We start from the raw sequence: 25,532 nt of genomic DNA, 5'->3' as shown, positions 1-25,532 counted from the left end.
GTGACTTCTTTTTGAATTTGATGAAAAAGTCCTTGACAATTTGTCTCTGGAAAGACCGCAAAGTCGATCCTGATCTCCGTAGGCGTCCGTCTGGCTGCGTTCAATTTAAAACAGATCGCCAATCTGACCTGTACCGATGAACTGGATCTTTACAGCATCGGGGAGAAAAAGGTGGCGCTGTTTTGCTGTATTCCGGATGCAGATACCAGTCTCAACTATCTGGTGGGCATGATCTACAGTAACCTGTTCCAGACCCTTTACTATGTGGCAGACCGGAAATACCATGGGAAACTGCCCATTCCGGTACACTGCATCATGGATGAGTGGCCCAACGTGGCATTGCCCGATGACTTCGATAAGCTGCTGGCAACCATGCGGTCGCGCGCAATTTCCTGCAGTATCATCATTCAGAACATCGCCCAGATGAAAGCCTTGTTTAAGGACAGCTGGGAAAGTCTCATAGGGAATTGCGATGAATTTTTATACCTGGGCGGGAATGAAAAAGAGGGGCATAAATATGTCTCAGAACTACTGGGAAAAGAAACGTTGGATACCAATACCTACGGGCAGACCAAGGGGAGAAGCGGAAGTTATTCTGTGAATTTCCAACAGTCTGGAAGAGAACTTCTTACCCCGGATGAAGTGCGACTTTTGGATAACCGGAAAGCGGTGCTGCTGGTGCGTGGGGAGCATCCCATTTTGGATGAGAAATACGATTTGCATAAGCATGTGAATGTGAAATATACCGAGGATGGCGGTGCGCCTCCATATGATTATGCGAAAGCACCGCTGTCCCATGAAGATGTAACCATTGATACCAGGAGACTGGATGATTATGAACTGCTCTCAGCTGAGGAGATCCTCGGAGGGGAGCAGTCTTTTTGATTGGAGGAATGCCATTGAAGAAAACAAATGAAATGCCAAAGAATCAAACAGGAAGCCATGCCATTGTACCGAAACGGATGGGAAAAGGGTCAAAATATCCCTTTGCCTTTTATGTGGCGCTGGTGCTGTCTATGACCGTAGGGGCAATGCCGGTGCTTGCTGCCGGAGATCCGCTGGCGGTTATTAATAACCTGTCCACCTTTATCTTTTCCCTGATCCGGGCCATCGGTCTGATCTTATTGGGATTTGGTGTGGTACAGGTAGGCTTGAGCCTAAAGAGCCACGATCCCAGCCAGAGAGCCAACGGGTTTCTGACGCTGGCAGGCGGCGTCATCATCACTTTCGCAAAAGAAATCCTGGACCTGATCGTTGGGTAGCAGGAAGAAATGGAAAGGGGCGGGGAGAGATTCTTCCTGCCCCGGCAAAGGAGGTGAAGCTGTTTGAGTGATAACTGGATCGTGCAGAACCTAAACTCTGCACTGAACACCTGGAATGAGAAGCTGGCAGAAATCTGGACACTGCTTACCCAAAGCCCGGAATCTTTTAAGGGGGGAGATATTTGGAGTGTCATCACTGGAATCAACGGAGCGCTGACCGCCATTGGTTATGGGCTGTTAGTCTTGTTTTTTGCTGCCGGGATTGTCAAGACCTGTGGCAGCTTTACGGATATGAAGAAGCCGGAGCATGCCCTCAAAGCCTTTATCCGGTTTGCTCTGGCACAAGGCGCCATTATGTATGGCATGGAACTGATGACAGCGCTGTTTTCCATTGTGCAGGGGATTGTGTCCACCATCATGGCACAGTCGGGCATGACAAACGGGGGTGTGACAGAACTTCCGGCAGAGATCGTGGAAAAGATTGAAGCGGTGGGAATGCTGGAATCCATTCCCTTGTGGATTGTGACCTTGCTGGGAAGTCTTTTGATTACGGTACTGTCCTTCATTATGATCCTTACCGTATATGGAAGGATGTTCAAGCTGTATATGTACACTGCCATTGCACCCATCCCCATTTCCACTTTTGCGGGAGAACCCTCCCAGTCGGTGGGAAAGAACTTTATCAAGTCCTATGCGGGAGTGTGTCTGGAAGGGGCGATCATTGCACTGGCCTGCATTATCTTTTCCGTATATGCTGCCAGTCCGCCGGCAGTAGGGGACACCTCTTTAAGTGCGGTGACCATTGTGTGGAATTATATCGGAGAGTTGGTGTTTAACTTATTGGTACTGGTTGGGGCGGTAAAAGCATCCGACCGGATTGTGAAAGAAATGATGGGATTATAGGAGGAAGTAAAACCATGAATGAGAAGAAAAATAGAAACGATAGAAAGACTTTGCCATTCCCTTGGGAATACGGGCAGGAAGAAATTACTTTGAAGGTATCCAGCTATGCTTACGGAAACGGACTTGCGATTTTGATGTATTGCCAGGAAGAAGGGGAGTTGGAATTGTTTGATGATCTGACGGTAAATCTTCCGGGAGGATATAGTCTGGAACCCCAAGAGGCATTTATAAGTGGTGATTTTACAAAGGACAAGCTGGCATTCATCGAAAAGAACAGGCTGGGAAACAGACTGCCGGGACAGGCCCGGTCAGGCTTTGCTACCTACACTCCGGTGTCGTTTGACCTTTCAAGGCTTGCCCAGTATGACCGGGAAGGAGTGGAAGAATATTGCAGACAATGGGGACTGGATGTGCCAAAAGAGCCGGAAAAAGACCAAGGGAAACTTACAGGCAAAAAGAAAAGAGAAAGAGAGAGATAAAAATATATGGAAGTAAAAATGAATAAAGAAATCCGCAACTATCAGGAGTCCATGTTTATGGGACTGAACCTGCGACAGTGCATCTTTTCCCTGCTTGCCATTCTTGTGGCAGTAGGGATTTATTTTGGTCTGGGAGACTATGTGGGGCAGGAAATGACCGGGTGGCTGTGTATTCTTGGTGCTGCCCCTTTCGCAGCCTGTGGGTTCTTCCAGTATCATGGCATGAATGCAGAGCAGTTTGCCTGGGCATATATCAAGTCCGAATTTTTATACCCCAAGCGATTGCTGTTTCAAAGCGAGGATCTGTACCATGCCTGCATGGAAGAGACTATGAGTCTTGGAGAAAAGACCAGGGGAGATGGCGCTGTTCTTTTGAAAAAGCGGGAACAGCGGGCAAGGAAAAAACAGATGAAGCAGAAAAAGAAGGCAGGAAGGAGTGGTGCGTTTGATTAAAACCTTACAGCAGGCATTAAAAATGGACCGGGAGAAGTTCAAAGTCCCAAGGTCTGTTCAGCAGGCGATTCCCATCCAGCGGATCTGGCCGGATGGGGTGTTCCAGTCCGGGACGAAATTTTCCAAATCTTTTCGGTTTTCGGATATCAACTATGCCATTGCAAGCAAAGAAGATAAAACGGAAATGTTCTTAGATTACAGCGAGTTGTTAAATGCTTTGGATTCCGGCGCATCTGCCAAGATCACCCTGAACAACAGAAGAATCAATAAGGAAGAGTTTGAAGCCTCCCTGCTGTTGCCGATGAAAGAGGACGGGCTGGATACATACCGGAAGGAATACAACGAAATGCTGTTATCCAAGGTCAGCGGCACCAACAACAGCATTTATCAGGAACGGTATCTGACGGTCAGTGTCCATAAGAAGAACATTGATGAGGCAAGAACCTATTTCGCCCGTGTGGGAACGGATATCATCACCCATCTGAGCAAGCTGTCCTCTATTGGGGAAGAACTGGATGCGGAACAGCGCCTGCAGATCTTCCGGGATTTCTTTCAGGCAGATCAGCCCCAGTGTTTTCCCTTTGATATGAAGGCATTTGCCAAACGGGGGAGCAGTTTCAAAGACTGGATTTGTCCCCAGTCCATGGAATTTTCCAAAGACTGTTTCAAGATCAACGAGCGGTACGGGCGGGTGCTGTATATGCAGGATTATGCCAGTTATGTGAAAGATGACATGATTTCGGAATTATGTGATTTGAGCCGAGATTTGATGCTGTCCATTGACATCCTCCCGGTGCCAACCGATGAGGCGGTAAGGGAAATCCAGAACAGACTTCTGGGCGTGGAAACGAATGTGACCAACTGGCAGAGACGCCAGAATGCCAATAATAACTTTTCTGCCATTGTGCCCTATGACATGGAACTGCAGAGAAAAGAGACCAAAGAGATGCTGGATGACCTGACCACCAGGGATCAGCGGATGATGTTCGGCATCCTTACCATGGTGCATATGGCAGACAGCAAGAAACAGTTGGATTCGGATACGGAAAGCATCTTATCCGTGGCAAGAAAGCATTTGTGCCAGATGGCAACTTTGAAGTGGCAGCAAGTGGATGGCTTGAATACGGTACTGCCTTATGGCATCCGAAAGATCAATGCCCTGCGAACCTTGACCACAGAGTCCACTGCAGTATTGATCCCGTTCCATACCCAGGAGATCATGCAGCCGGGTGGTATTTACTATGGGCAGAATGCGGTGAGCAAAAATATGCTGGTGGCAGATCGGAGGAAACTTCTGAACGGAAATTCTTTCCGTCTGGGTGTCAGCGGTTCGGGAAAGAGTTTCTCAGCAAAAGAAGAGATTGTGGACCTTGCCTTGTCTACGGAAGATGACATCCTCATCTTAGATCCGGAGTCAGAATTCGGTTCCTTGGTGGAAGCGCTGAATGGGGAAGTCATTTCCATTTCTGCAACGTCCCATACCCATCTGAATGCATTGGATATGGATTCTGCCTATGGAAATGATAAGAATCCGCTGATTGAAAAGTCGGAATTTATCCTGTCTTTGTTTGAGCAGTTAGTAGGGGCAGGAAATCTGTCTGCCAAGGAGAAATCCATCCTGGACCGCTGTACCGCAGATGTGTACCGGGAATATATCCGAAGCGGTTATAAAAGCGAAGTGCCGACCTTGAAGGATCTGTACCGCCAGCTCATGCTCCAGCCGGAAGAAGAGGCCAGAGGGCTTGCCTTGTCTTCGGAACTGTTTATCAACGGAAGCCTGAATACCTTTGCACAGAAAACCAATGTGGATACGAAGAACCGTATCATTGCCTATGATATCCGGGAACTGGGAGAGCAGCTCATGCCTCTTGGGATGCTGGTTACCTTGGACAGTATTTTCAATCGGGTAATCCAGAACTGGAAGAAGGGAAAGACCACCTGGATCTTTGCCGATGAGTTTTATCTCTTGTTCCGGTATCAATACAGTGCTGACTTTTTCTACCGGCTCTACAAGAGAATCCGTAAATACCAGGGATTTGTGACAGGTTTAACGCAGAACGTGGAGGTGCGCCCAGATAGGGCATTGTGTAAAGTAGCGTAGGTGCTACCGCTTACGATAGTGAGCGAATCAACTCACCTTACCGACTTGGTGGAAACACCATACGGGAACATCGCATGGTGAGAAAGGGGTTAGTCACCAAAAGGCTTTAGGTGCGACTGCACTCCAATGATAAGAAGATATGAGGACTAGATTGTATTTATCGAATGTGAGGTTCGAGTTTCTGTTTTTTGCAGATATGGGAATAAGCCTTGAAACCCATGCCATAACACTGTTTTATCATCTTCGACGGTAAGACAACTATCATCATGATATGGAACAGGCGTGAGAACACGTCACAAAGAACCGAAAGCAGGTCCGACAATCTTCACAAACCTATACACAGTGTTAACTGGGGATTGCCTAAGTCAGACTCATTTGTCTGATATGGTAACGGAAGCTCCGTAGTAGTCCGAGGGCGTTAATGGCGTCCACATGGCGAAGGGAGCTAGTTAGTAACATCTAAAATTGTAAGAATGAAAGGGAGGAGAAACCTCAATGAAACCAACATCAGAGATTTTAGAGCGTATCGCAAAAAGTTCTAAAGAACACAAAGACGGCGTATTCACAAGACTTTACAGATATTTGCTGCGTGAAGATATTTATTACGCCGCCTATCAAAAACTCTATGCAAACAGAGGTGCAACAACAAAAGGTATTGATGACGATACCGCAGACGGATTTAGTGAATTATATATTAAGAAACTAATCCAGGATTTACAGAACGGAACTTATAGGACGAATCCTGTAAGACGTGAATATATCCCGAAGAAAAATGGGAAAAAGCGTCCATTGGGAATACCGTCCTTTAGGGACAAACTTTTGCAGGAAGCTGTCAGAATGATACTGGAAGCAATCTATGAACCAGTCTTTCACGACCATTCCCACGGTTTTAGACCAAATAGGAGTTGTCATACAGCCCTACGTCAGATTTCCTCTGACTTCACAGGAGTTGTATGGTTTATAGAGGGCGATATAACAGGTTGTTTTGATAATATCAACCATGAAATATTGATTGATATACTTGCAAGAAAAATCAAAGACAGCAAATTTTTGAACATTATCCGTCAGTTTCTGAAAGCGGGATATGTGGAGAATTGGAAATACAATAAAACGTACAGCGGTACTCCGCAAGGCGGTATTTGTTCTCCTATACTTGCAAATATCTATCTGAATGAATTAGACCAAAAGTTTGAGAAAATCAAGAAAATATTTGATAAGCCAAGAAAAGCGGAAGAGCGAAAAACACCCGAATACAGAGAAATGGATAATGAGATGAAGAAAATATCTTATTGGATAGACCATACAAAAGATGTTAATGAAAGACAAGAATTAATTGACCGATATAAACATCTGAAAAAGGAAATCCATAAGATACCATGCCACCCACAGACTAACAAGAAATTTACGTTTGTTCGTTATGCAGATGATTGGCTGGTGGGAGTGTGTGGAACAAAGGAAGAGTGTATTGCTCTTAAAGCGGAAATAGCGGAATATCTGAATAATGAGCTGAAACTAACGCTTAGTGAAGAAAAAACGCTGATAACGCATAGCTCCGAAAAAGTACGCTTCTTAGGATATGATATTTGTGTCAGAAGAAGTCAGGAAATAAAGGGCTATAAGACGAAAAACGGAAAGTGGCGTAAGTCACGTTCTTTACACCTCAAAGTTGCTCTTACAATTCCTCATACGGAAAAGATAGAGAAATTCATGTTTGCAAAGAAAGCCATTATTCAGACAGAAGATGGCAGATTTAAACCAGTCCACAGGACAGCACTTTTAAATCAGTCTGATAGTGAAATTGTAGAACAGTACAATGCGGAAATGAGAGGATTGCTGAATTATTATAATTTAGCGGTTGATTATCATACCCTTGATTATTTCTGTTATTTAATGGAATATAGCTGTCTGAAAACGATAGCTAATAAGCATAAATCTACAATTCACAAAATCATCAGACAGTACAAGGACGGAAAAACATGGTCTGTTCCTTATGAAACTAAAGACGGAACAAAAAGAGTGCGACCTGTAAAAATCGCTGATTGCAAAAGAGGCGAGGCTAGTGACATTGTGTTCCAAAGAACAAAATTTAATTGGAAATCCACAATCAGACAAAGGTTAAATGCTGGCGTTTGTGAATTATGTGGGAAAAAGCATGCAGATTTATATGAAGCGCATGTAGTAAGAAATTTAAACGAATTGGGTAATTCTGATTGGGAACTGGCTATGAAATCTAAGCGTAGAAAAACGCTAGTGGTTTGTAGTGATTGCCACAGAAGAATTCATAAATAAGCGATATGTAAATTACTAATGGGGAGCCGGATACATGGAGACGTGTAAGTCCGGTTCCGAGGGAGGGTGTAGGAAACCTGTTGCCTATGCAATAAGGCGCCTTTGCCCTACCCTACGAACTTTTAAAATCGGATACTGCAAGACTGATGTTGGCAAACAGTGAGTTTTTGATCCTTTTGAATCAGGCAACCACAGACCGGGACGAACTGGCCTCCCTTTTGAATATTTCCGAGAACCAGTTATCCTACATCACCAATGTAGGCGCAGGAAAGGGATTGATCCGGTGTTCCGGAAATCTGGTGCCATTTGAGAACAGCTTTCCCAAGAATACGAAGCTGTACCGCTTGATGACAACGAAACCGGGAGAGTGTTAGTCGAAAAGATATTTTTTAGGGTGCTGTTGAAATTTCTTTGGCAGCATCTTTTTGGGAAGGAGGGAATGTAAATGGAAGAAGGACAAACAGTGGAAATCCAGGAAACGAGAGAACCGCTTCGGGAGCAGGGCAGTATCCGGGCATTGCTGGAGCTATTGGAACAGCAGGGGATGGAGCAGGAAAAAAGGGATGTACTTTGTATGGCAGATTATATTGATTCCATGGAAATGCAGCTGGGAACTGTCCTAAAGGAATTGGGAGAGGTGAAAAAGCAACTGGGTGTGATGCAGGAAAGTAAGGTCAAACTCTTTGCGGTGAATACAATCCAGAAGGCAGAACATCAGGTGAAAACACTTCGTTTTCAGGTGGGAGAATGGAAACGAAAGTTTGTGGAACGGGCAGAACAGGCAGTAGTTGATTTTAAAGAAAAGGGGAAAGATGCCCTTGCCTGTGCGGTAAAGGGAATGCACCTTACCCAAGGCTTGCAAAAAATCCAATCGTCTCTGCATACGGTGATGCTGTCGATGGATCAGAAGATTGACCGTCTGGGGAGCATGGCGGAAGAACTGCATGTTGCCAAAGGGCATCTGAAAAACGCATTTTTGGAAATGAACGGAAAAGATACCGCAAAAATCACAGAGCGAAATCCGGAACAGGGAATAATCTTTCAAACCCAGAAGGTGTTATTCCAATCCATGCGGAGTATCCATCAGTTGGAACAGAAAACGGAGCGATTGCAACAGCAGATAGGGAAGCTGGAAGCAAGAGAAGGAAAACAACCGTCTGTGAAGGATACCCTGCAGAAACTGAGACAGGAACAACACCCTTTGAAGTTTGGTAAAGAAGAAAAACAGAAGTCTGCGGTTCGATAAAGAGAAGTTTTTCAAAGGGAGGTGAAATCCATGAAAGAAAAAACAACCATTACGTTTCTTGCAGCGGAGTGCGGGGAGTTCCATGGGATGGGGGAATGTATCGAATGTACATCTTTAAAAGAAGCCTTCCGGCATTACCAGAGATTTTGCAAACGTTCCCCTCAGATGCTCCCGTCTTTGGAGTTTTCCCTCCACCATGCAGACGATCCGCTGTATAACGAGGGAGAATATCCATTGGTGACCGGGGAGAAGGGAAAAGAGTTACTATCCTATGTTCCCTATTATGCCAATCATCCGCTAGTGCAGGAAGCGGTAAAGGAACTGGAACAGCTGGAGAGCCAGCAGAAGAAATCAAAAAAGCGAGGAAGGGAACGTTAGAAAGTACAAAAGATGGGAGGTGTGTGATTGAAAGAAATCAAAGAAAAAGTGCGGGATCAAAGTCCAAAGATCCGTAATCCTGCCTCCCGGCTTCCAAAGGAACTGGTACGTTCTGCGATGCTGGAAGCAAAAGAGAAGTCCAGCATCATGGCAGATAAGATCGGAAGAGAAACGGGGGAGGAATCCCCGGTGGAATATGCCGGAAACCGCATCCAGCGTGTGGAACAGCGCATAGGAAGGGAAAGTGCTTCGGCAGCCTATCGTGGCGGTAAGAGGCTGGCGGTGAAAACCTATGAGAAGGTAAAGGCGCAAAAACAAAAGCAGAGAGAAGCCACGACAACCCCGTTGGGAGAGGAAAAAGCAAGAGGTGGCACATCTACCCAGGCAGGGCAGACAATGGCAAAGAAAGGGCGAACAGAAGCCATAAGAAGCATTAAGGTTAAGCCGGAAGCCGAGAAAACAATCAAGGAAGCTGGAAATCGGACGGTAAAAACAGCGCCCCGTGTGGTGAAAGCCTCTCCGGTTTCTTCCCAGAAAGTGAAAACCCAGGCAGTCTTACAGAAAAAGCAAGCACTGAAATCTATGAAAGCAGCCAGGGAAGCGAAACGGGCTGCCATGCACTCGGTTCAGACTGCCAAGCAAAGTGCAAAGACTGCAAAGGCAACCGGAAGAGGATTGAAAGCCATGGCAGAAGCCGCCGCTCATGCAGTAAAAGCAGCATTTGCGGCTCTGATGGCAGGTGGAGGCGCAGTGTTTGTCGTTCTGATTCTGATTGTGGGGATTATTGGGGGTGCAGCCTTTTTGGGGAATTCCCAGAGTAGTGAGGCTTTGAGTGCGGAAGTGTTGGCGCATACGCCCGCCATTCAAAAGTATGCCAGTGAATTTGGCATCCCGGAATATGTTCCGGCAATCCAAGCCATTATGATGCAGGAGAGCGGGGGCAGGGGAACAGATCCCATGCAGGCCAGTGAGTGTCCTTATAACACCCAGTATCCCAATACTCCCGGTGCGATTCAGGATGCTGACTATTCCATCAAGGTGGGGATACAATATTATGCAGATTGCGTCCGGGAAGCCGGATGCCAAAGCCCACAGGATATGGACAAGCTGAAACTCAGTTGGCAGGGTTATAATTATGGGAATGGATATATATCGTGGGCGTTGGAAAAATTTGGCGGTTACAGTGAAGCCAATGCGCTTCAGTTTTCCCAGGAGCAGGCAGTCGCCCATGGCTGGTCGGGTTATGGTGATCCGGAGTATGTGCCTCATGTGATGCGGTATTATTCCGGCGGTGGTTGGTTTACCGGACTCTTTGGAAACGGACAGCTTGTCACCATTGCGAAAAGTCAGCTTGGAAATGAAGGCGGTCAGAAGTTCTGGTCATGGTATGGATTTACCAGTCGGGAGGAATGGTGTGCGTGCTTTGTCAGCTGGTGTGCTGATCAGGCAGGGTTGATTCAGAAAGGAGCGGTACCAAAGTTTGCTCTTTGTGCTGCAGGCGTGGACTGGTTTCAGACACAAGGGAGATGGCAGGGTGCAGGAAGTGCACCAAGTCCCGGCATGATTATTTTTTTTGATTGGGATCATGACGGAGCCAGTGACCATGTAGGAATCGTGGAAAGCTGCGATGGAACTACGGTACATACGATTGAGGGAAACAGCGGAGATGCGGTAAAGCAGAACAGCTATACGGTGAATTCCCAGTCGATTCTGGGGTATGGGCTGGTAGCTTATTAAAAAGTAAAAATCAAATGGATTGCATTGTGGGAGTCGAGAAACAATGTTATAATGTAAAGGAAGGCAGGGCTGATGTCCTGCCTGTTAATGAATACGAAAAGTACAATCAGGAGATTGATAAAATAGAGTAATTGGGAAGTGAAATGATTGAAACGGGAAGAGATTTTTGAATATGTAAAAAAGCAATATGGAACAATTCCGGAATATCTTTGGAAGAGTTCTCCGGAGAGTGCAATCCTCCGGCATGAGAATGGAAAGTGGTATGCAGCTATTCTGCGAGTTGAAAAATCGAAACTGGGTTTGAAAGAGGAAGGAAGCGTAGATATCATCAATGTGAAATGTGAACCGGATATGGTTGGACTTCTGACACAGACCTACGGTTTTCTGCCAGGGTATCACATGAATAAGAAGTATTGGATCACCATGTTATTAGATGGAAGTGTAAGTGAGGCAAAAATCTTAGATTTTCTGGATATGAGTTATGATTTGATAGATGGGAAAAAAGATTGAGTTTAGAGGTTCTGTAACGAATTTGGCATAGGAGGGATTCTATTATGGACAAGAGAGAACAGATGATCCGGTTATGGTTTTCTATGTGGCTGGAAAAGAAAGATTTGGGAATGGACGATATTTTTGCAGAGAACGTGAGTTATACAGAAAGCTGGGGACCATGTTATAGCAATCGTGAAACTGTAAAGCATTGGTTTCAGGAATGGAATATGAGGGGGAGTGTAATCGCCTGGGATATCAAACAGTTTTTTCATAAAGAAAATCAGACCATTGTTGAATGGTATTTTAAAAATGTGATGGAGAAGGGGGATATTGAAGAATTTGATGGAATTTCATTGATTGAATGGTCAGAAGAGAATAAAATTCAATCCTTGAAGGAATTCGGCTGTAATCTTCATAACTACGATCCGTATCAAAAGAGTGATACGCCCCAATTCAGAGCAGAAAAAATTCATTGGTTTTAAAATTATTAGGCAAGTAGTATAAAGGGATTTTAGCAAGCAATGAGAAGGTGTATGGTGACATGCATCTTCTTTTTGCGTTCCAAAAGATTTTTAAGATTTACATGAATTTCTAAATGTGCCATAGACTTCTTTGTTTGTTGTAGATAGCATAAAAACCTTATGATACAATATCTGATTAGAGGAGATGAAACCGCATGAATAAAATTGCTATTATTGAAGATGATATAGACATTTGCAATATGATTGCAAAATTCTTAGAAAATAATAAATATATCGTTCATTATGCATTGAATGGTGCAGAGGGAATAGAATTGTGTAAATCGCTTGTTCCAGATTTAATAATACTTGATATTATGTTACCGAGGTTAAACGGAAATGATGTATTACAGAGATTGCGTAAATTTACAAACGCTCCAGTTATTGTTGTTTCTGCAAAAACAATGGTACAGACAAAAATAGACTTATTAAAATTAGGTGCTGATGATTATATGACTAAGCCGTTTGACTTGCATGAGCTTCTTGCTCGTATTGAAGCAAATTTGAAACGGACTTCAAATACTTCCTGTCAAAATGATACTTTGACATATAGAGATATTGAAATCAACAACTCTCTAGTTTATATAAAAGAAGTATTAGTACCTTTTACATCAACCGAGTTAAAGATTTTAAGACTATTATTACAATATCCGCAAAAAATTTTTTCAAAGCAAAATTTATATGAATCCATTTGGAATGAAACGTATGCTTATGATGATGATACGATAAATACCCATATCAGTCATATTCGTAAAAAAATTAAGGCGATTACAAATGAAGATTATATACAAACCATTTGGGGAATCGGTTATAAAATTAAATAACTTTAGATTTTCTTTAGACTTATCGGATATAGTGGCATAGAAAGGAGTGTTTAGAATGACAAAATTTATATGTGAAACAAAAAATCTAAGCAAAAAATATAAAGATTTCTATGCCTTAAAGAATGTGAACTTAACTATTCCAAAAGGAGAAATCTACGGTCTTGTAGGTGAAAATGGGGCAGGAAAAACAACTTTAATCCGATTATTAACGGGACTTAATTTTAAGAGTGAGGGAGAAATAATCCTGTTTGGACATACGGATAATCTACAATATGAAAGGGCGAAAATCGGTTGCACGATTGAAATGCCAGCATTATACAAGGATATGACGGCTTCACAAAATTTGGAAGTACAAAGGATACAGCGTGGGATTCCAAACAAAAAGTGTATTGCCGATACTTTAGAATTGATAGGTTTATCCAATGCTGGCAAAAAAAGAGTGGCAAACTTTTCTTTAGGAATGAAACAAAGGCTTGCTTTAGGTGTTGCATTATTAGGTGAGCCAGAATTTTTAATTTTGGACGAACCCGTCAACGGACTTGACCCAACGGGAATTATTGAATTAAGAGAACTTCTTAAAAAACTAGTAAAAGAACGAGAGGTGACGATTTTAATATCCAGCCATATATTAAGTGAATTACATCAGCTTGCTACCTGTTATGGATTTCTTCATAAGGGAGAACTTTTGAAACAAATTTCTGCTGAAAAATTAAACGAAGAATGTAAACGCCATATTTGTTTAAGGACAGATAATATCCAAAAAACCACTCTTTTATTAGAGCAAAAGGGAAAGATTAACAATTACTCCGTTTACCCTGATAATTCTATTCGTATATACGAGTGCTTAGAGAATGTAAGAATGATTTCTAAATTGCTATCCAGTAATGGAGTTATTATTGATGAAATTTCTGTGCAAGGAGAAAATTTGGAAACATACTTTGAAAATCTAATAGGGGGGCGAAAAAATGTTTAATCAAATAAGAGCAGAATTTTATAAATTATTTCATACAAAGGCATTATACTTAACCTTTGCTTTGATTTTAGCGGTCTTTGGAATTTTCTCCATAGGCGGTCAGCAACAATTTGTGGTATCAAGTTCAAGTTTAGACGAAACATGGAAAATAGGAGAAACGGTTGGATTTCTTGCACGTGCTTATAGCGATACAGCACACCCAATGATTGAAGAAATAATAAGGACAGCCACATCTTATACGGTATTTTTCTGGCTGATTGTTCTTATATTTTCTGTCATTTTCTTTTCAAGAGAATATACGGATTCAACAATTAAAATTGCGATTGCAAGCGGACAAAGCCGAATTAAGTTTTTTGTTGCGAAATATATTGTGATTACGATTACCAGTATATTTCTATACTTTTCATTTATTATGATTGCATTTATAATAGAATGTGCGAAATTTAATGTTCCAATACAACTGTTTCCAATGCTGAAAATTGCAGGACTAAATTGTATGGTTATGGGAGCATTTATCGGAATTACACTTATGTTATGTGTAATATTCAAACATACGGCAATCGTTGTAGGGGCTATGTCATTGTTTACATTTAGTGGACCGCTTATCTATATGATGACATGGGATAATATGTCGGCTCAGTCATGGAGAGTTCTAACCTACTTAAAAATAAATCCTATGTACTACTGGATGAATACTTGTTCTTACAATCTGATAAATCATTTAGAAATCAATATTCTGACTTATTTTGTGGGAACTATAATTATTACATTTCTTGTTTCAGCATTGATATTAAGAAAGCAAGAAATACGCTAATCATAACAGAAAGGGGAAATGCGAACATGTTATATTTTTTATTGATTTGTCTTATTTTCATATTAGTATTTTCCCTATTCTCTATTATCAGAACCATTCATAATATAAATAAGCAAATAAAGGAACAGCGGAAAATACGGGTGTCCTTATCAAATAAGTATATTGAAGAATTAGCTTATGCAATCAATCAAAAAGATACTCTACATAAAAAATTGCAGGTTCAAATTAAGCAGGAAGAAGAACAGTTAAAACAATCTATATCTAATATAAGTCATGATTTAAGAACACCTTTGACATCGCTACAAGGCTATTTAACACTTTTGCAGGAATGTGAAAATAAACAGGAGCAAGAACAATATCTGAAAATCATTAAAGCAAAAACTGACTATCTCACAGAGTTAGTGCAAGAATTTTATGATTTGTCTGTGTTAGAAAATGAGCAATCTGATGTTGAATGTGAGCGTATTGATATAAATAGAATTGTTACAGATTGCTTAATTGAAAAGTATTATGAATTTGGAGAAATCCAGCCAATCATTCAAGCAGAAAATGCTCCTGTATGGATATACGGAAATAATCTTATCTGTAAACGAATTATTGAAAATTTAATTGTAAATGCACTTCGTTATTCAGATAATTACATTGAAGTTTCTATCAATCAAAAAGGAGTGTTCACGATTAAAAATTCAACAAAATCCCTTGATAATATTGATGTAAATTCATTATTTAATAAGTTTTATACCGCTGATAAGTCGCGCAACAAAGGAAGTTCTGGTTTAGGCTTGTATATTGTAAAAGAATTGCTAAAAAAAATTGACGGTAAAATTGAAAATGTAAGTTACGAAGGAAATATTTTGTCAATTTCTATTCAGTTTTGCGTTGTCTGATTTATTATAAATCAGATTTTATTCCCTTTTCCTCTTGTTTGCCACAAACAGAAAAGAAAAAGTCCTGTCAAAAACTTACCACCATTGGTGGTGCTTGCACTCTTTACGGGGCTTTTTTTGTGGTATCTTCTCGCAAGAGAAAAAAGATTACTCGTCCTCACCATCAAAATGGTTATTCCTCAATACTTCCCGTAACAGTTACATATCTTCTTTTGAATTTGGGTTTATCATTTTCAGAACTTGGTAAGGTGTCTTATACTTATGATCCTCTATGCTTTCTCCAAACATATCCATGCTATATAAATCATCATAGCGGTCTAACAGTTTTTGAAATTTCCAATGTTGAATAAATTCTTTGATTAGGTAAAGATCAGACGCTTCAATGCTCGTATATAATTTCAAAAAGAAAATCATAAATTTTTCAATCTGTAACATTTCTAGGACATTTCTGTTGTAAAATAAGAATTGGAATGATAGCAAAATTGTCGTAAAGGATGAAAAGGAATGAAACAGATTTTAATCGTAGAAGATGATGAACTTTTGAATAAAATGTTAGTTTACAACCTACAGTCAGAATCCTATGGGATTGTTTCGGTGGAAACGGTAAAAGAAGCCATGGAAGTGCTGAAGAGCCAACCGTTTGATCTGGTACTATTGGATATTAATCTTCCGGATGGAGATGGATATGCGATTGCAAAAACAATCCGGGAAAAATATAGTGATACCATTGTAATCTTTTTGACCGCAAATGACAGGGAAAGTGATGAGATCCGGGGGTATGAACTTGGAGCAGTAGATTATATCACAAAACCTTTTTCCATCCATTCCCTGCAGAGAAAAGTAGAAAATGTACTGCGTATGATGCGGCATCATGTGTCCATGCAGGATGTCTTTGATGATGGCAGGCTGTTTTTAAATTTTGCAGAGCAGACAGCTATGCTGGGGGGAAAGCCATTGACCTTATCGACTTTGGAGTTTCGGATGCTGAACCTGTTTTGCCAGAACCGCAATCGTGTATTAACAAGAAAACAGTTGTTGGAAAAAATATGGGACTGTACAGAGAATTATGTGGACGAGCATACGTTAACGACAACGTTAAGCCGCATCCGAGGAAAGATTGAGACAGATGGAACGGTATATATCAAAACCGTATATGGTATGGGATATAAATGGACCGGAGGTGAACCTGCATGATAGGAAAGAAACTTTCTGTAAAAAGGATGTTTTTTTGGCTGACTGCCGGAATGACACTCACAATGACAGCGATCATATTGGTCGCATTCTTTCTGACCCAAAATATTGTAGTGTTATGGGTTGGGATGGCTTTGATAGTCTGTGCAATACTGTGGATGCTTTTTATGGTACAACTGTTGGGAATGAGACTGTCAAATTTTACTTCTGAATTGTGTCAGATTCTTGATGACATGATGAACCGTAGTCAGGAACCCGAAAATGTATCAGACAAAGAAACGATTTTTGCCCGTATCCATCATCGCCTGGTACGTCTGTATAACATCTTGCAGGAAAGTAACCGGAAGGTAGAAGCAGAACGGCAGGAATTACAGTCGTTGGTGTCAGATATTTCTCATCAGGTCAGGACTCCGGTAAGCAACATGAAGATGATTGTGGATACACTTTTGACAAAACCTCTGGAAGAACAGGAGAGGAATGAGTTTCTTAAAAGTGTAAGAGGGCAGATCAATAAACTGGATTTTTTAATACAGGCATTAGTCAAAACCTCCCGTTTGGAAACCGGGGTGATTCAATTAGAGAAAGAAGAGCATTTCTTATATGATACTTTGGCTCAGGCTATGAGTGGAATCTTATATTCTGCAGAACAAAAAAAGATCCATGTATCGGTGGAATGTCCGGAGGATCTGTGCGTATCCCATGACAGTAAATGGACTGAAGAAGCGATTTTTAATCTATTGGACAATGCAGTAAAATATACCCCGACAGGTGGACATGTAAATGTGTCGGTAGCGCAATGGGAAATGTATGTGGAAATAAAAGTATCTGATACCGGAAAAGGAATTTCAGAAAGCAATCAGGCATCTATTTTCAAGAGATTTTACCGGGAAGAAGAGATTCATAATCAGCCGGGTGTTGGAATCGGTCTTTATCTGACCAGGGAAATTGTGACACAGCAGGGTGGTTATGTTACTGTGGAATCACAGGTGGGAAAGGGATCAGCATTTTCTATTTTTCTGCCAAGATAAATAAAAGACAAATATGGAGGGATTTGAATGATGTATCAAACCGTATTAATAGAAAACATTACTACTGAAAATGTAACTGAAAAAATAAATACAAAACTCCTGGAAATGGAAAAACAAAGCTACAAACTTGTAACCATGTCATTTCTGGGAACTGAAAAAGCTGTTTTGGTTTTCAAAAAAGGATTAAAAGGCAGTTTGTTGTGATATTTTAAACAGAATTATAGTCACAGATAAAATCAAGAATAGCAGAATATCATATTTTGTATCGTTTGCAATTTTTTTGAAATGTCCGAGATTTGTAACAATTCAGGCTGAAATTCCTTGAATTTTGTTCCTTTTCTCGGACATTTCTGAGACATTTGTATTTTATAATAGAGCTATCATAAAGAAAGGCAGAAAGGAGTTTATAAAATATGAGTATTTTACAGACAATCGATTTAAAGAAATATTATGGAACAGAGCCCAATATTACAAAGGCTTTAGACGGTGTGAATTTTTCAGTAGAGGAAGGAGAATTTGTAGCGGTAGTAGGAACTTCAGGTTCCGGAAAATCCACGATGCTTCATATGATGGGAGGTTTGGACACTCCTACTAGTGGAAAGGTCATTGTACGTGGAGAAGAGCTGGCAAAGAAAAACGATGAAGAGCTGACGATTTTCAGGAGAAGAAATATTGGTTTCATTTTCCAAAATTATAATTTGGTTCCAATTTTGAATGTTTACGAAAATATTGTTCTCCCGGTAGAACTGGATGGAGATACGGTAGATCGGGGATTTATGGATGAGGTAGTTCATATGCTAGCTCTGGAAGATAAACTAAAGAATATGCCGAATAATCTCTCTGGAGGACAGCAGCAGAGGGTTGCAATAGCAAGAGCTCTGGTTGCTAAGCCTGCAATTGTGCTAGCTGATGAACCTACAGGGAACCTCGACTCGAAAACCAGTGCAGATGTTATGGGATTGATCAAACGGACCAGTTATGAGTTTCACCAGACGGTGGTAATGATTACACATAACAATGAGATCGCCCGACTTGCAGACCGGATTGTCCGTATTGAGGATGGTAGGATCGTGGAATAAGGAGGTGGCAGGCTATGACTTGGCCTTTTGAAAATAATACAAATGGAATTGTCAAGAATCTGGCGAAGAGAAATTTAAAAAGCGAAAAACGAAGAAATATCATGGTAGTGATTGCGGTTGCATTGGCTGCGTTTTTGGTTTGCTTATCAGGTTTAACCGCTATTTCTATTACAAAAATGAAAAAGGATCGGGTAGTTGATACTTATGAGGCAACTTATGTCAGAGTTTCTGAAGAAAACCTTGAAAAGCTAAAAGATGTCACAGAGTTTGAACGTGTAGGAGAATATTATATTGTTGGAGAAAAAGAATCTTCCAAAGGCTTTACAGGTTCTTTTGCCTATGCAAATAATGATATGATGTATATGATGCGTTCCCAAATGAAACTGACAGATGGGAATCTTCCCCAAAAAGAAAATGAAATACTTGTCAGTAAGATATGGCTTTCCAAATATTATCCTTCGGCAGGTGTTGGTGATACAGTAACTTTGGATATAAGTAGTTTTCCGGGTGATTATACGATTTCAGGAATTGTGGATGCGCCAGCAGACGATAGCAAAAATTTGTATTCGTTTATGATATCAAAAGCTACTTTACAAAAAATGAATATGTATAAATCAGATGGATACTTTGCGTATGTCCATTTGAAAAATGTGGAAAATATGCCGGAGGAAACTTCAAAAGCATTTTTTACACAAATTGCAGAAAAAAATCAGCTTAGGAGTGTTAGATTCCATAGTGAATTTTTTAAAGACATGAATACAGACTGGAGTCAGTTTATGATTGTGCTAGGCTTAGCTGGTATTATTGGTCTTGGTGCGTGGGTTGTGATACAAAGTATTTTCCGTATCTCCATTAACGATAAAATAAAAAGTTACGGGCAGCTTCGGACCATTGGCGCTACTAAAAAACAGATTATACGGGTTGTAAAAAAAGAGAGAAATCGGCTCGGAGTGATTGGAAGTATCATAGGAATAACACTAAGTGTAATACTTTCTCTTATTATTTTCCCAAAAGGATTTTCAATCAGCGGATATTTAGGATGTATCCTGATGACAATCATATTTTGTTGGCTAACTATATGTATAGCTGTTCATAAACCAATAAAATTAGCAGCAAAAATATCACCGATTGAAGCAGTTCGATTTAGGATAGAGCAAAAAAGCAAAATTCATATACGCAAAAAGAATAAGAAATTAACCCCTGTGTCTATAGGAATGATGAATTTTAAGAGGGATTGGAAAAAAACATTTAGTATTATATTTTCATTGAGCTTAAGCGGTATTTTACTTTTAGTTATCAGTTCACTTTGTCTTGTGCAATCTCCAGAAAGACTTGCAAGACATTATTTTCCTAATGGAGATTATAAAGTGTTTTTATACTCTGAAAACGAACATATAGACACATTAAAGAACGGTAATCCTTTAGATGAGCAATTAAAAGAGGAGATATTGGCGATAGATGGAGTGAGTGATATTATCGCAACCAGAAAATCTGCAACCTTTGAGGCAGTTTATAACAACTTTAGAGGACGGGGGCATTGCGATATGCTCACCTCAGAGAACTATGGAACGATAGAAAAAGCTCTTGTTGAAGGTGATATGCCAAAAGATGCTCATGATATATTGATAACACACGGATATGCTGATTTCGGAGAAACGGTGAAACCTGGAATGAAGATAAATTTGTCATTCGGAGAGAAAAGCATCCCGGTAAGGATATCTGGTATCTTTGATACATCAACAGCAGTAGTGAATCAAGGGCGGACAGGTTACGGATTTGATAGTGGCATGATGTATGCAGGAGAAGAAGTGTTTCGTGAACTTCTGCCGGATATTGAGAACTTTGATTATACCTGGGATATCGTATATGACAAAGCAAGTAAGAAGAATGTAGAGCAGTCATTGGAAAGTATTATTGCGACAAATTCGGAACTCTATCTGTCAAAAGCTTCAGATCATGCGGCATGGGTAGAAAAACAGAATGTTCATTATAATATTGAGAAATTCCTTTCATGGCTGATTTTTATATTCGGAGTTATTAATCTTACTAATACGACATTATCCAATCAATTAGCGCGTAGACAAGAAAACAGTGTGTTACGTTCCGTGGGATTAACATCAAAGCAGCTTGCAGCAATGACGGTATATGAGGGATTAGGGTATGTTTTATGTAGTATCTTTATAAGTCTGGCAATAGGTTTGCCAATTTCTATTTTTGCTTGTCATAAATTCAGTATTGAAATTTATGGTGGAAAAATTGTTCCATATGCATTCCCATTACAAGAAATGCTAATCTATATTTTGGTGATTATTGGAATGGAACTGTTCTTGTCTATATGGACAATCCGCAGACAGAAAAAACAATCCCTGATTGAACAAATGCGGGCAATGGAATAAGAGAAAAATGCTTTTGCTGAAAAGTGTGGAACATTTTGGCAAAAGCATTTTTTATGAAAATATTTTTTCTTGAAAGAAAATAAGATATAATCAATCTATGTTTTGAAATGATGATCATCAGAAAAACTGTATTTAGGACATTTCTGCAACATTTGAGGTTTAAAATAGTGACAAGTTTAGAAGATGGGAAAGGAAGAATCTGGATTGAGGAAAATTTTAATTGTAGAAGATGACAAAGTATTAAATAAAACGCTGGCTTATAATCTTACTGCAGATGGTTACGAAGTAACTTCTGCATATAGTTTTCTGGATGCAGTAGAACGATTGAAAAAGAGTGAATTTGATATTGCTCTGTTGGATATTAATCTGCCGGATGGAAACGGTCTGCATTTATGTGATGAAATCAGAGGAAGAGGGCAGCATACCTATATTATGTTTATCACAGCAAATGATAAAGAAGGCGATATGTTGAAAGGCTATGAAGCCGGATGCACAGATTATATTACAAAACCATTTTCAGTGATGGTTCTCTGTAAAAAGGTAGCCGCAGTTTTTGAAAATATGGAATTGCGGACACCAAAGCATGATGTATTTGAGGATGAAGTTTTGAAAATTGACTTTTCCGAGCAGAGTGCGGTTTTGGAGGGAAAGGTGATAGAGTTTACACCAAAAGAATACCGTACCTTATTTTTATTTGTAAAAAATCCGCACATTATATTAACGAAGCGGCAACTGATTGAGAAGTTGTGGGATATTGATGGGGATTTTATAGATGAGCATACGCTTACTACCATTATCAGCCGCATTCGCAAAAAGATTGAAACAGATGAGCGAAAATATATTAAAACTGCTTACGGAATGGGGTATCAATGGATAGGCGGTGAATCACGATGAAATTACAGAATTTATCCACTAGAGCTTTTCTGCGGCTGATTGTGGGGGGTGCTTCACTGACATCAATTCTTTTGTTGTTCATCCTTTATGCCTTCACAAAAGATATAAGGATGATACTTGGTGGTTTCAGCGTGATGATTCTTCTGTTTCTATGGGGTGCAGTCTTTTTGCATTATTTCCAGAAGAAACTATCGGTATTTACAGATGGACTATGCCGAACATTAGATGAAATGATGGATAGTACCGTTCGTCCGCAAATAAATTATGAAGCAGAAACACTGTTAGCACGCATCAGTCATCGTCTGGAAAGATTATATCATGTAATGCAGGAAACCCGGTATAAAGTAGAAGAAGAAAAAGCAGAATTACAGTCTTTGGTATCTGATATTTCACATCAGACCAAAACACCGATAGCAAATCTAAAAATGCTTAATGACACAATGTTGACCAGAAGAATTACTGATGAGACACGTAAGGAATTTTTACATGCTACTGCCAGTCAGTTAGATAAACTGGACTTTTTGATTCAGGGAATGGTGAAAACATCACGATTGGAAACTGGAGTGATCACTTTGGAAAAGAAAGAAACAGCTATTGCGGATACACTTGTAGATGCGATAAATGGGGTTCTTGCTCCTATGGAAAGAAAGCATCTTCATTTATCCGTAAATTGTCCTGAAAATTTAACGGTTTCACATGACAGTCGCTGGACCTCAGAAGCATTGTTTAATCTTTTAGACAATGCAGTAAAATATACTCCGGAAGGCGGTGACATTCACGTAGCAGTACAGGACTGGGAGATGTATTTGGAAATTGCCGTAACGGATACGGGAAGAGGCATTCCGGAAAGTGTCCAGGCAACAATTTTCAAACGATTTTATCGGGAAGAAGCTGTACATGATGTGGATGGGATTGGAATAGGATTATATCTGGCGCGTGAGATTATCACTATGCAAGGTGGCTATATTACAGTTGAAGCAGAGGTGGGAAAAGGCTCAACTTTCTCTATATTTCTTCCTCAAAGATAATGAAACGGCGGTCTGTTTATTCGGACTGCCTTTTTTTGAAAAAATTTAGAAAAAAAGAATTTTAGGACATTTCTGCAACATTTGAGAGTTAGGATAATGGAGAAAGGGGGCAATGGGGATGACATTACCATTTGAGAATGATACCAGTGCTATTACAAAAAAGTTGGCAAAACGCAATGTATCAGCAAATCGTATTTTTTGCCTTTTTAATATCTTAACAATAGCATTAGCAGTTAGTTTAATTGTTGGAATTTCTTTATTCCAGCAGGGAACTAAAATTAGTGAGCAAAAGATTTTAAAGCAAATGCAACAAGCCACCATTGGTGGCCTTACAGCAGAACAGATAGAAGTTCTGAAAAAAGAGCCTGTTCTTGAGGACATTGTACCATATAAGCATAGTGACAGCTTTCTAATGGATGGAATCAAATTTGAAGCGGTTTATATGCCGAGTGGTTTTGGAATTATAAATTCCTATGAATTAGTCAGTGGAACCTGTCCAGAACAGTACAATGAAATCGTAATTGATAAAAATGTTCAATTAAAGCTGGGGTATCAGCTAAATATAGGAGATACCATCACTTTACCAACGGCGGGGAGTAAAACAGAGGACTTCATCATTACTGGTTTTACTGATAATGTGGAAACAGGAACATTTTACTTTTATGTCTCCCCAGCGTATGCAGAGCAGGGAGTGTTATTATCTGATATTCCGTATAGTGCCTTAATTCGTGTAAATGGTGCGACAGAAATGGGACTTGTTGATTTTGAGAATACAGTATATCGTCTGGCTTCATCCCAAGACATAAGTAGGAATCAACTTTATTTTAATAGCAAATTCTGTTCCTCACTTATTAGTGGATCAGGAATGGGAGGTGTTTTTTTAGCGACTCTCTTTATTGCCTTTTCAAGCGCAATTGTCATATACAGTGTGTTTTACCTTTCTGTATCAAATCAAGTATCACAGATTGGACAACTCAAAACTATTGGTATGACAGAAAAACAAATTAAGCGGATGATTCGTAAAGAGGGGTATCGTTTCTGCCTATTCGGAATACCTGCCGGTATTACAGTAGGTATCATATTTGCATATTTGTTAGAGCCAAACGGAATAACGATTATCAATGCCATAGCCACAAGTATTTTTGCAATAATATTAGGAAATATCATTGTACAAATTTCCGTATATAAGCCTGCCCAAATAGCTTCAAATATTTCTCCTATTGAAGCAGTGAAATATGTTGGAAACACTACTTATCTAAAAGAAAGCAAAGTGCGGAACAGAAAAAATCATATTCGCCTCTCACCGTATTCCTTGGCCTTATTGAGTGAAAAGCAGGATCGAAAAAAACACAATCTGACGATTGCCTCACTTGCAATCGGTGGGGTTTTATTTATGGTTGGAGCCACTTTTATATCATCATGGAACCCAGATTCCTTTGCGCGAATGGGGAATTTGGAAGATGGAGAATACTATATTACGATTAACCACAATACATTAATCAATCCCAAACCGTATGGTATTTCGGAATATCAAGTTGACACACCTTTTTCGCAAGAACTCATGGAAGAATTGCAACAAATCTCGGAAATCAAAGAGATTCATGTTGCAGAGAGAACAGCGGCCATTATTGAGTATCACGATGAACAATTAGAAATTCCTATTATTCCGATTACACCTGATAATCAGGAGGAAATTATGAAAACGCTTCCTGTTGATTGGACATACGAAACACTGGTGAAACAAGATGCTATGGTTATATTAGGGAAAAGCGTACAGGAAGAAGTCTATCATACTTGTCCGTCAACAGGAGAAAAAGTGTCATTGCGATGGTTCGATGGTTCGGAACATAGTATGGATGTTTTGATTGCCGGTACTTCCGAAAAAAGCATGAATGAGGGTTTTTATCTTCCTAAAGAAACCATAGAAAAATTGTGGGGCGATATGGATTTAACTGCTTCCTTAACTTTGTCTGTACCAGAATATGAAAAAGTGGGAAAATCAGTAGAAAACAAGTTAAATGAAATATTGTCTCGCCACTCTGATTTGGTAATGGAAACTTTACAAGAGGTAAAGGCATCTTCGACAAATACGATTCATAATACCAGCATACAAGTTTATGGAGTATCTGTTTTTGTCATTATGTTTAGTATTTTTAATCTAACAAACACCTTAATTAGTCGTATCAGTACAAGGAGAAAAGAATTTGGAATACTGGAGTCTATCGGCATGACAAAAAAACAGATAAAGAAAATGCTGTTGCATGAAAGTGTCTTACTGATTATTCCTTGTTTGATTATTACAGTTGTGGCAGGAAACTTGATGGGGTATTTGTTAGTGCAGATATTGTCTGTGAATGGCTTAACTTATTTTCAATATACGTTTCCTTTTATTTCATTACTGATTTATGGCATCTGTCTAGTAATAATATCCATCGTAATTTCTACTATCTGTCTAAAAATTCAATGCAGAGATTCATTGGTGGAACGAATCAAAACGGCAGATTAATAAAAGAAAACAATTCAATAGAAAGGATACTTTCATTAAAAAACATCCTAAAAT

Annotated in this window: 23 protein-coding genes and 3 pseudogenes; 25 read left to right on the top strand and 1 reads right to left on the bottom strand. The window is 40.0% G+C overall.

The window, feature by feature from the left end; genetic code table 11:
* Nucleotides 1-45: 45 nt before the first annotated feature.
* The 17 genes and pseudogenes from DW642_RS13055 to DW642_RS12975 all read left to right on the top strand — a co-directional run.
* A pseudogene (locus DW642_RS13055) lies at nucleotides 46-885 on the top strand (VirD4-like conjugal transfer protein, CD1115 family); the annotation flags it as partial.
* Between the two features lie 8 nt (nucleotides 886-893).
* Nucleotides 894-1,262, top strand: coding sequence for a glutamyl-tRNA amidotransferase (locus DW642_RS13050; protein ID WP_182397032.1), 369 nt, complete (start codon nucleotides 894-896; stop codon nucleotides 1,260-1,262).
* Nucleotides 1,263-1,325: 63 nt separating this feature from the next.
* On the top strand, nucleotides 1,326-2,165 hold the full coding sequence (locus tag DW642_RS13045) for a hypothetical protein (RefSeq protein WP_044961796.1): 840 nt from the start codon (nucleotides 1,326-1,328) through the stop codon (nucleotides 2,163-2,165).
* A gap of 14 nt (nucleotides 2,166-2,179) precedes the next feature.
* Nucleotides 2,180-2,644 carry a DUF4313 domain-containing protein gene (locus DW642_RS13040; protein WP_117510441.1) on the top strand — a complete coding sequence of 155 codons (465 nt, stop codon included), beginning with the start codon at nucleotides 2,180-2,182 and terminating at the stop codon, nucleotides 2,642-2,644.
* Nucleotides 2,645-2,650: 6 nt separating this feature from the next.
* Complete coding sequence (locus DW642_RS13035) at nucleotides 2,651-3,097, top strand: PrgI family protein (protein WP_117510440.1); 447 nt, start codon at nucleotides 2,651-2,653, stop codon at nucleotides 3,095-3,097.
* Nucleotides 3,090-5,162: pseudogene (locus tag DW642_RS13030) on the top strand (VirB4-like conjugal transfer ATPase, CD1110 family); the annotation flags it as partial. The gene DW642_RS13035 and the pseudogene DW642_RS13030, both read left to right, overlap by 8 nt.
* A gap of 531 nt (nucleotides 5,163-5,693) precedes the next feature.
* Entirely contained in the window at nucleotides 5,694-7,487 is a 1,794-nt protein-coding gene (gene ltrA, locus DW642_RS13025) for a group II intron reverse transcriptase/maturase (RefSeq protein ID WP_117510439.1), read from the top strand.
* Between the two features lie 116 nt (nucleotides 7,488-7,603).
* A pseudogene (locus DW642_RS13020) lies at nucleotides 7,604-7,861 on the top strand (VirB4-like conjugal transfer ATPase, CD1110 family); the annotation flags it as partial.
* 71 nt (nucleotides 7,862-7,932) lie between these two features.
* Entirely contained in the window at nucleotides 7,933-8,733 is an 801-nt protein-coding gene (locus DW642_RS13015; protein WP_117510438.1) for a DUF6674 family protein, read from the top strand.
* 30 nt (nucleotides 8,734-8,763) lie between these two features.
* The gene (locus tag DW642_RS13010; RefSeq protein ID WP_117510437.1) at nucleotides 8,764-9,111 is read left to right on the top strand and encodes a hypothetical protein; all 348 of its coding nucleotides are present in this window, start codon (nucleotides 8,764-8,766) and stop codon (nucleotides 9,109-9,111) included.
* Nucleotides 9,112-9,138: 27 nt separating this feature from the next.
* Nucleotides 9,139-10,848, top strand: coding sequence for a lysozyme family protein (locus DW642_RS13005; protein WP_117510436.1), 1,710 nt, complete (start codon nucleotides 9,139-9,141; stop codon nucleotides 10,846-10,848).
* Nucleotides 10,849-10,995: 147 nt separating this feature from the next.
* Nucleotides 10,996-11,358, top strand: coding sequence for an MmcQ/YjbR family DNA-binding protein (locus DW642_RS13000; protein ID WP_117510435.1), 363 nt, complete (start codon nucleotides 10,996-10,998; stop codon nucleotides 11,356-11,358).
* Nucleotides 11,359-11,402: 44 nt separating this feature from the next.
* Nucleotides 11,403-11,822, top strand: a complete 420-nt coding sequence (locus DW642_RS12995) for a nuclear transport factor 2 family protein (RefSeq protein WP_117510434.1) — start codon at nucleotides 11,403-11,405, stop codon at nucleotides 11,820-11,822.
* 194 nt (nucleotides 11,823-12,016) lie between these two features.
* Nucleotides 12,017-12,682 carry a response regulator transcription factor gene (locus tag DW642_RS12990; RefSeq protein ID WP_004843374.1) on the top strand — a complete coding sequence of 222 codons (666 nt, stop codon included), beginning with the start codon at nucleotides 12,017-12,019 and terminating at the stop codon, nucleotides 12,680-12,682.
* A 55-nt stretch (nucleotides 12,683-12,737) separates the two neighbouring features.
* Nucleotides 12,738-13,655 (top strand): ABC transporter ATP-binding protein, encoded by a 918-nt coding sequence (locus DW642_RS12985; RefSeq protein ID WP_117510433.1) that lies wholly within the window; start codon nucleotides 12,738-12,740, stop codon nucleotides 13,653-13,655.
* A complete protein-coding gene (locus DW642_RS12980; RefSeq protein ID WP_117510432.1) occupies nucleotides 13,648-14,469 on the top strand; it encodes an ABC transporter permease in 822 nt (273 codons plus the stop codon). The genes DW642_RS12985 and DW642_RS12980 overlap by 8 nt, the downstream gene beginning before the upstream one ends.
* A gap of 26 nt (nucleotides 14,470-14,495) precedes the next feature.
* Complete coding sequence (locus tag DW642_RS12975) at nucleotides 14,496-15,356, top strand: sensor histidine kinase (RefSeq protein ID WP_117510431.1); 861 nt, start codon at nucleotides 14,496-14,498, stop codon at nucleotides 15,354-15,356.
* Between the two features lie 198 nt (nucleotides 15,357-15,554).
* Here DW642_RS12975 and DW642_RS12970 read toward each other — a convergent pair whose 3' ends face one another.
* A complete protein-coding gene (locus DW642_RS12970; RefSeq protein ID WP_442857743.1) occupies nucleotides 15,555-15,791 on the bottom strand; it encodes a hypothetical protein in 237 nt (78 codons plus the stop codon).
* A gap of 69 nt (nucleotides 15,792-15,860) precedes the next feature.
* Here DW642_RS12970 and DW642_RS12965 point away from each other — a divergent pair, with 69 nt between their 5' ends.
* From DW642_RS12965 to DW642_RS12935, 8 genes are all read left to right on the top strand, one after another.
* Nucleotides 15,861-16,550: a response regulator transcription factor gene (locus DW642_RS12965; RefSeq protein ID WP_117510430.1), complete on the top strand. Its 690-nt coding sequence runs from the start codon at nucleotides 15,861-15,863 to the stop codon at nucleotides 16,548-16,550.
* A complete protein-coding gene (locus DW642_RS12960; protein ID WP_117510429.1) occupies nucleotides 16,547-17,575 on the top strand; it encodes a sensor histidine kinase in 1,029 nt (342 codons plus the stop codon). Before DW642_RS12965 ends, DW642_RS12960 begins: the two co-directional genes overlap by 4 nt.
* 27 nt (nucleotides 17,576-17,602) lie before the next feature.
* Entirely contained in the window at nucleotides 17,603-17,779 is a 177-nt protein-coding gene (locus DW642_RS16025; RefSeq protein WP_009247987.1) for a hypothetical protein, read from the top strand.
* A gap of 209 nt (nucleotides 17,780-17,988) precedes the next feature.
* On the top strand, nucleotides 17,989-18,654 hold the full coding sequence (locus DW642_RS12955; protein WP_009247986.1) for an ABC transporter ATP-binding protein: 666 nt from the start codon (nucleotides 17,989-17,991) through the stop codon (nucleotides 18,652-18,654).
* 14 nt (nucleotides 18,655-18,668) lie between these two features.
* Nucleotides 18,669-21,050, top strand: coding sequence for an ABC transporter permease (locus tag DW642_RS12950; RefSeq protein WP_009247985.1), 2,382 nt, complete (start codon nucleotides 18,669-18,671; stop codon nucleotides 21,048-21,050).
* A gap of 183 nt (nucleotides 21,051-21,233) precedes the next feature.
* Entirely contained in the window at nucleotides 21,234-21,944 is a 711-nt protein-coding gene (locus DW642_RS12945; protein WP_242991192.1) for a response regulator transcription factor, read from the top strand.
* Nucleotides 21,941-22,972: a sensor histidine kinase gene (locus DW642_RS12940; protein WP_009247983.1), complete on the top strand. Its 1,032-nt coding sequence runs from the start codon at nucleotides 21,941-21,943 to the stop codon at nucleotides 22,970-22,972. Before DW642_RS12945 ends, DW642_RS12940 begins: the two co-directional genes overlap by 4 nt.
* A 118-nt stretch (nucleotides 22,973-23,090) precedes the next feature.
* Nucleotides 23,091-25,478, top strand: a complete 2,388-nt coding sequence (locus DW642_RS12935) for an ABC transporter permease (protein WP_242991191.1) — start codon at nucleotides 23,091-23,093, stop codon at nucleotides 25,476-25,478.
* Nucleotides 25,479-25,532: the final 54 nt, after the last annotated feature.

It is taken from the genome of Blautia sp. AM23-13AC (assembly GCF_003435675.1).
Classification (GTDB): domain Bacteria; phylum Bacillota; class Clostridia; order Lachnospirales; family Lachnospiraceae; genus Fusicatenibacter; species Fusicatenibacter saccharivorans.
Note: the sequence above shows the minus strand (reverse complement) of the source record. Positions and strands in the feature narration are given on the sequence as shown.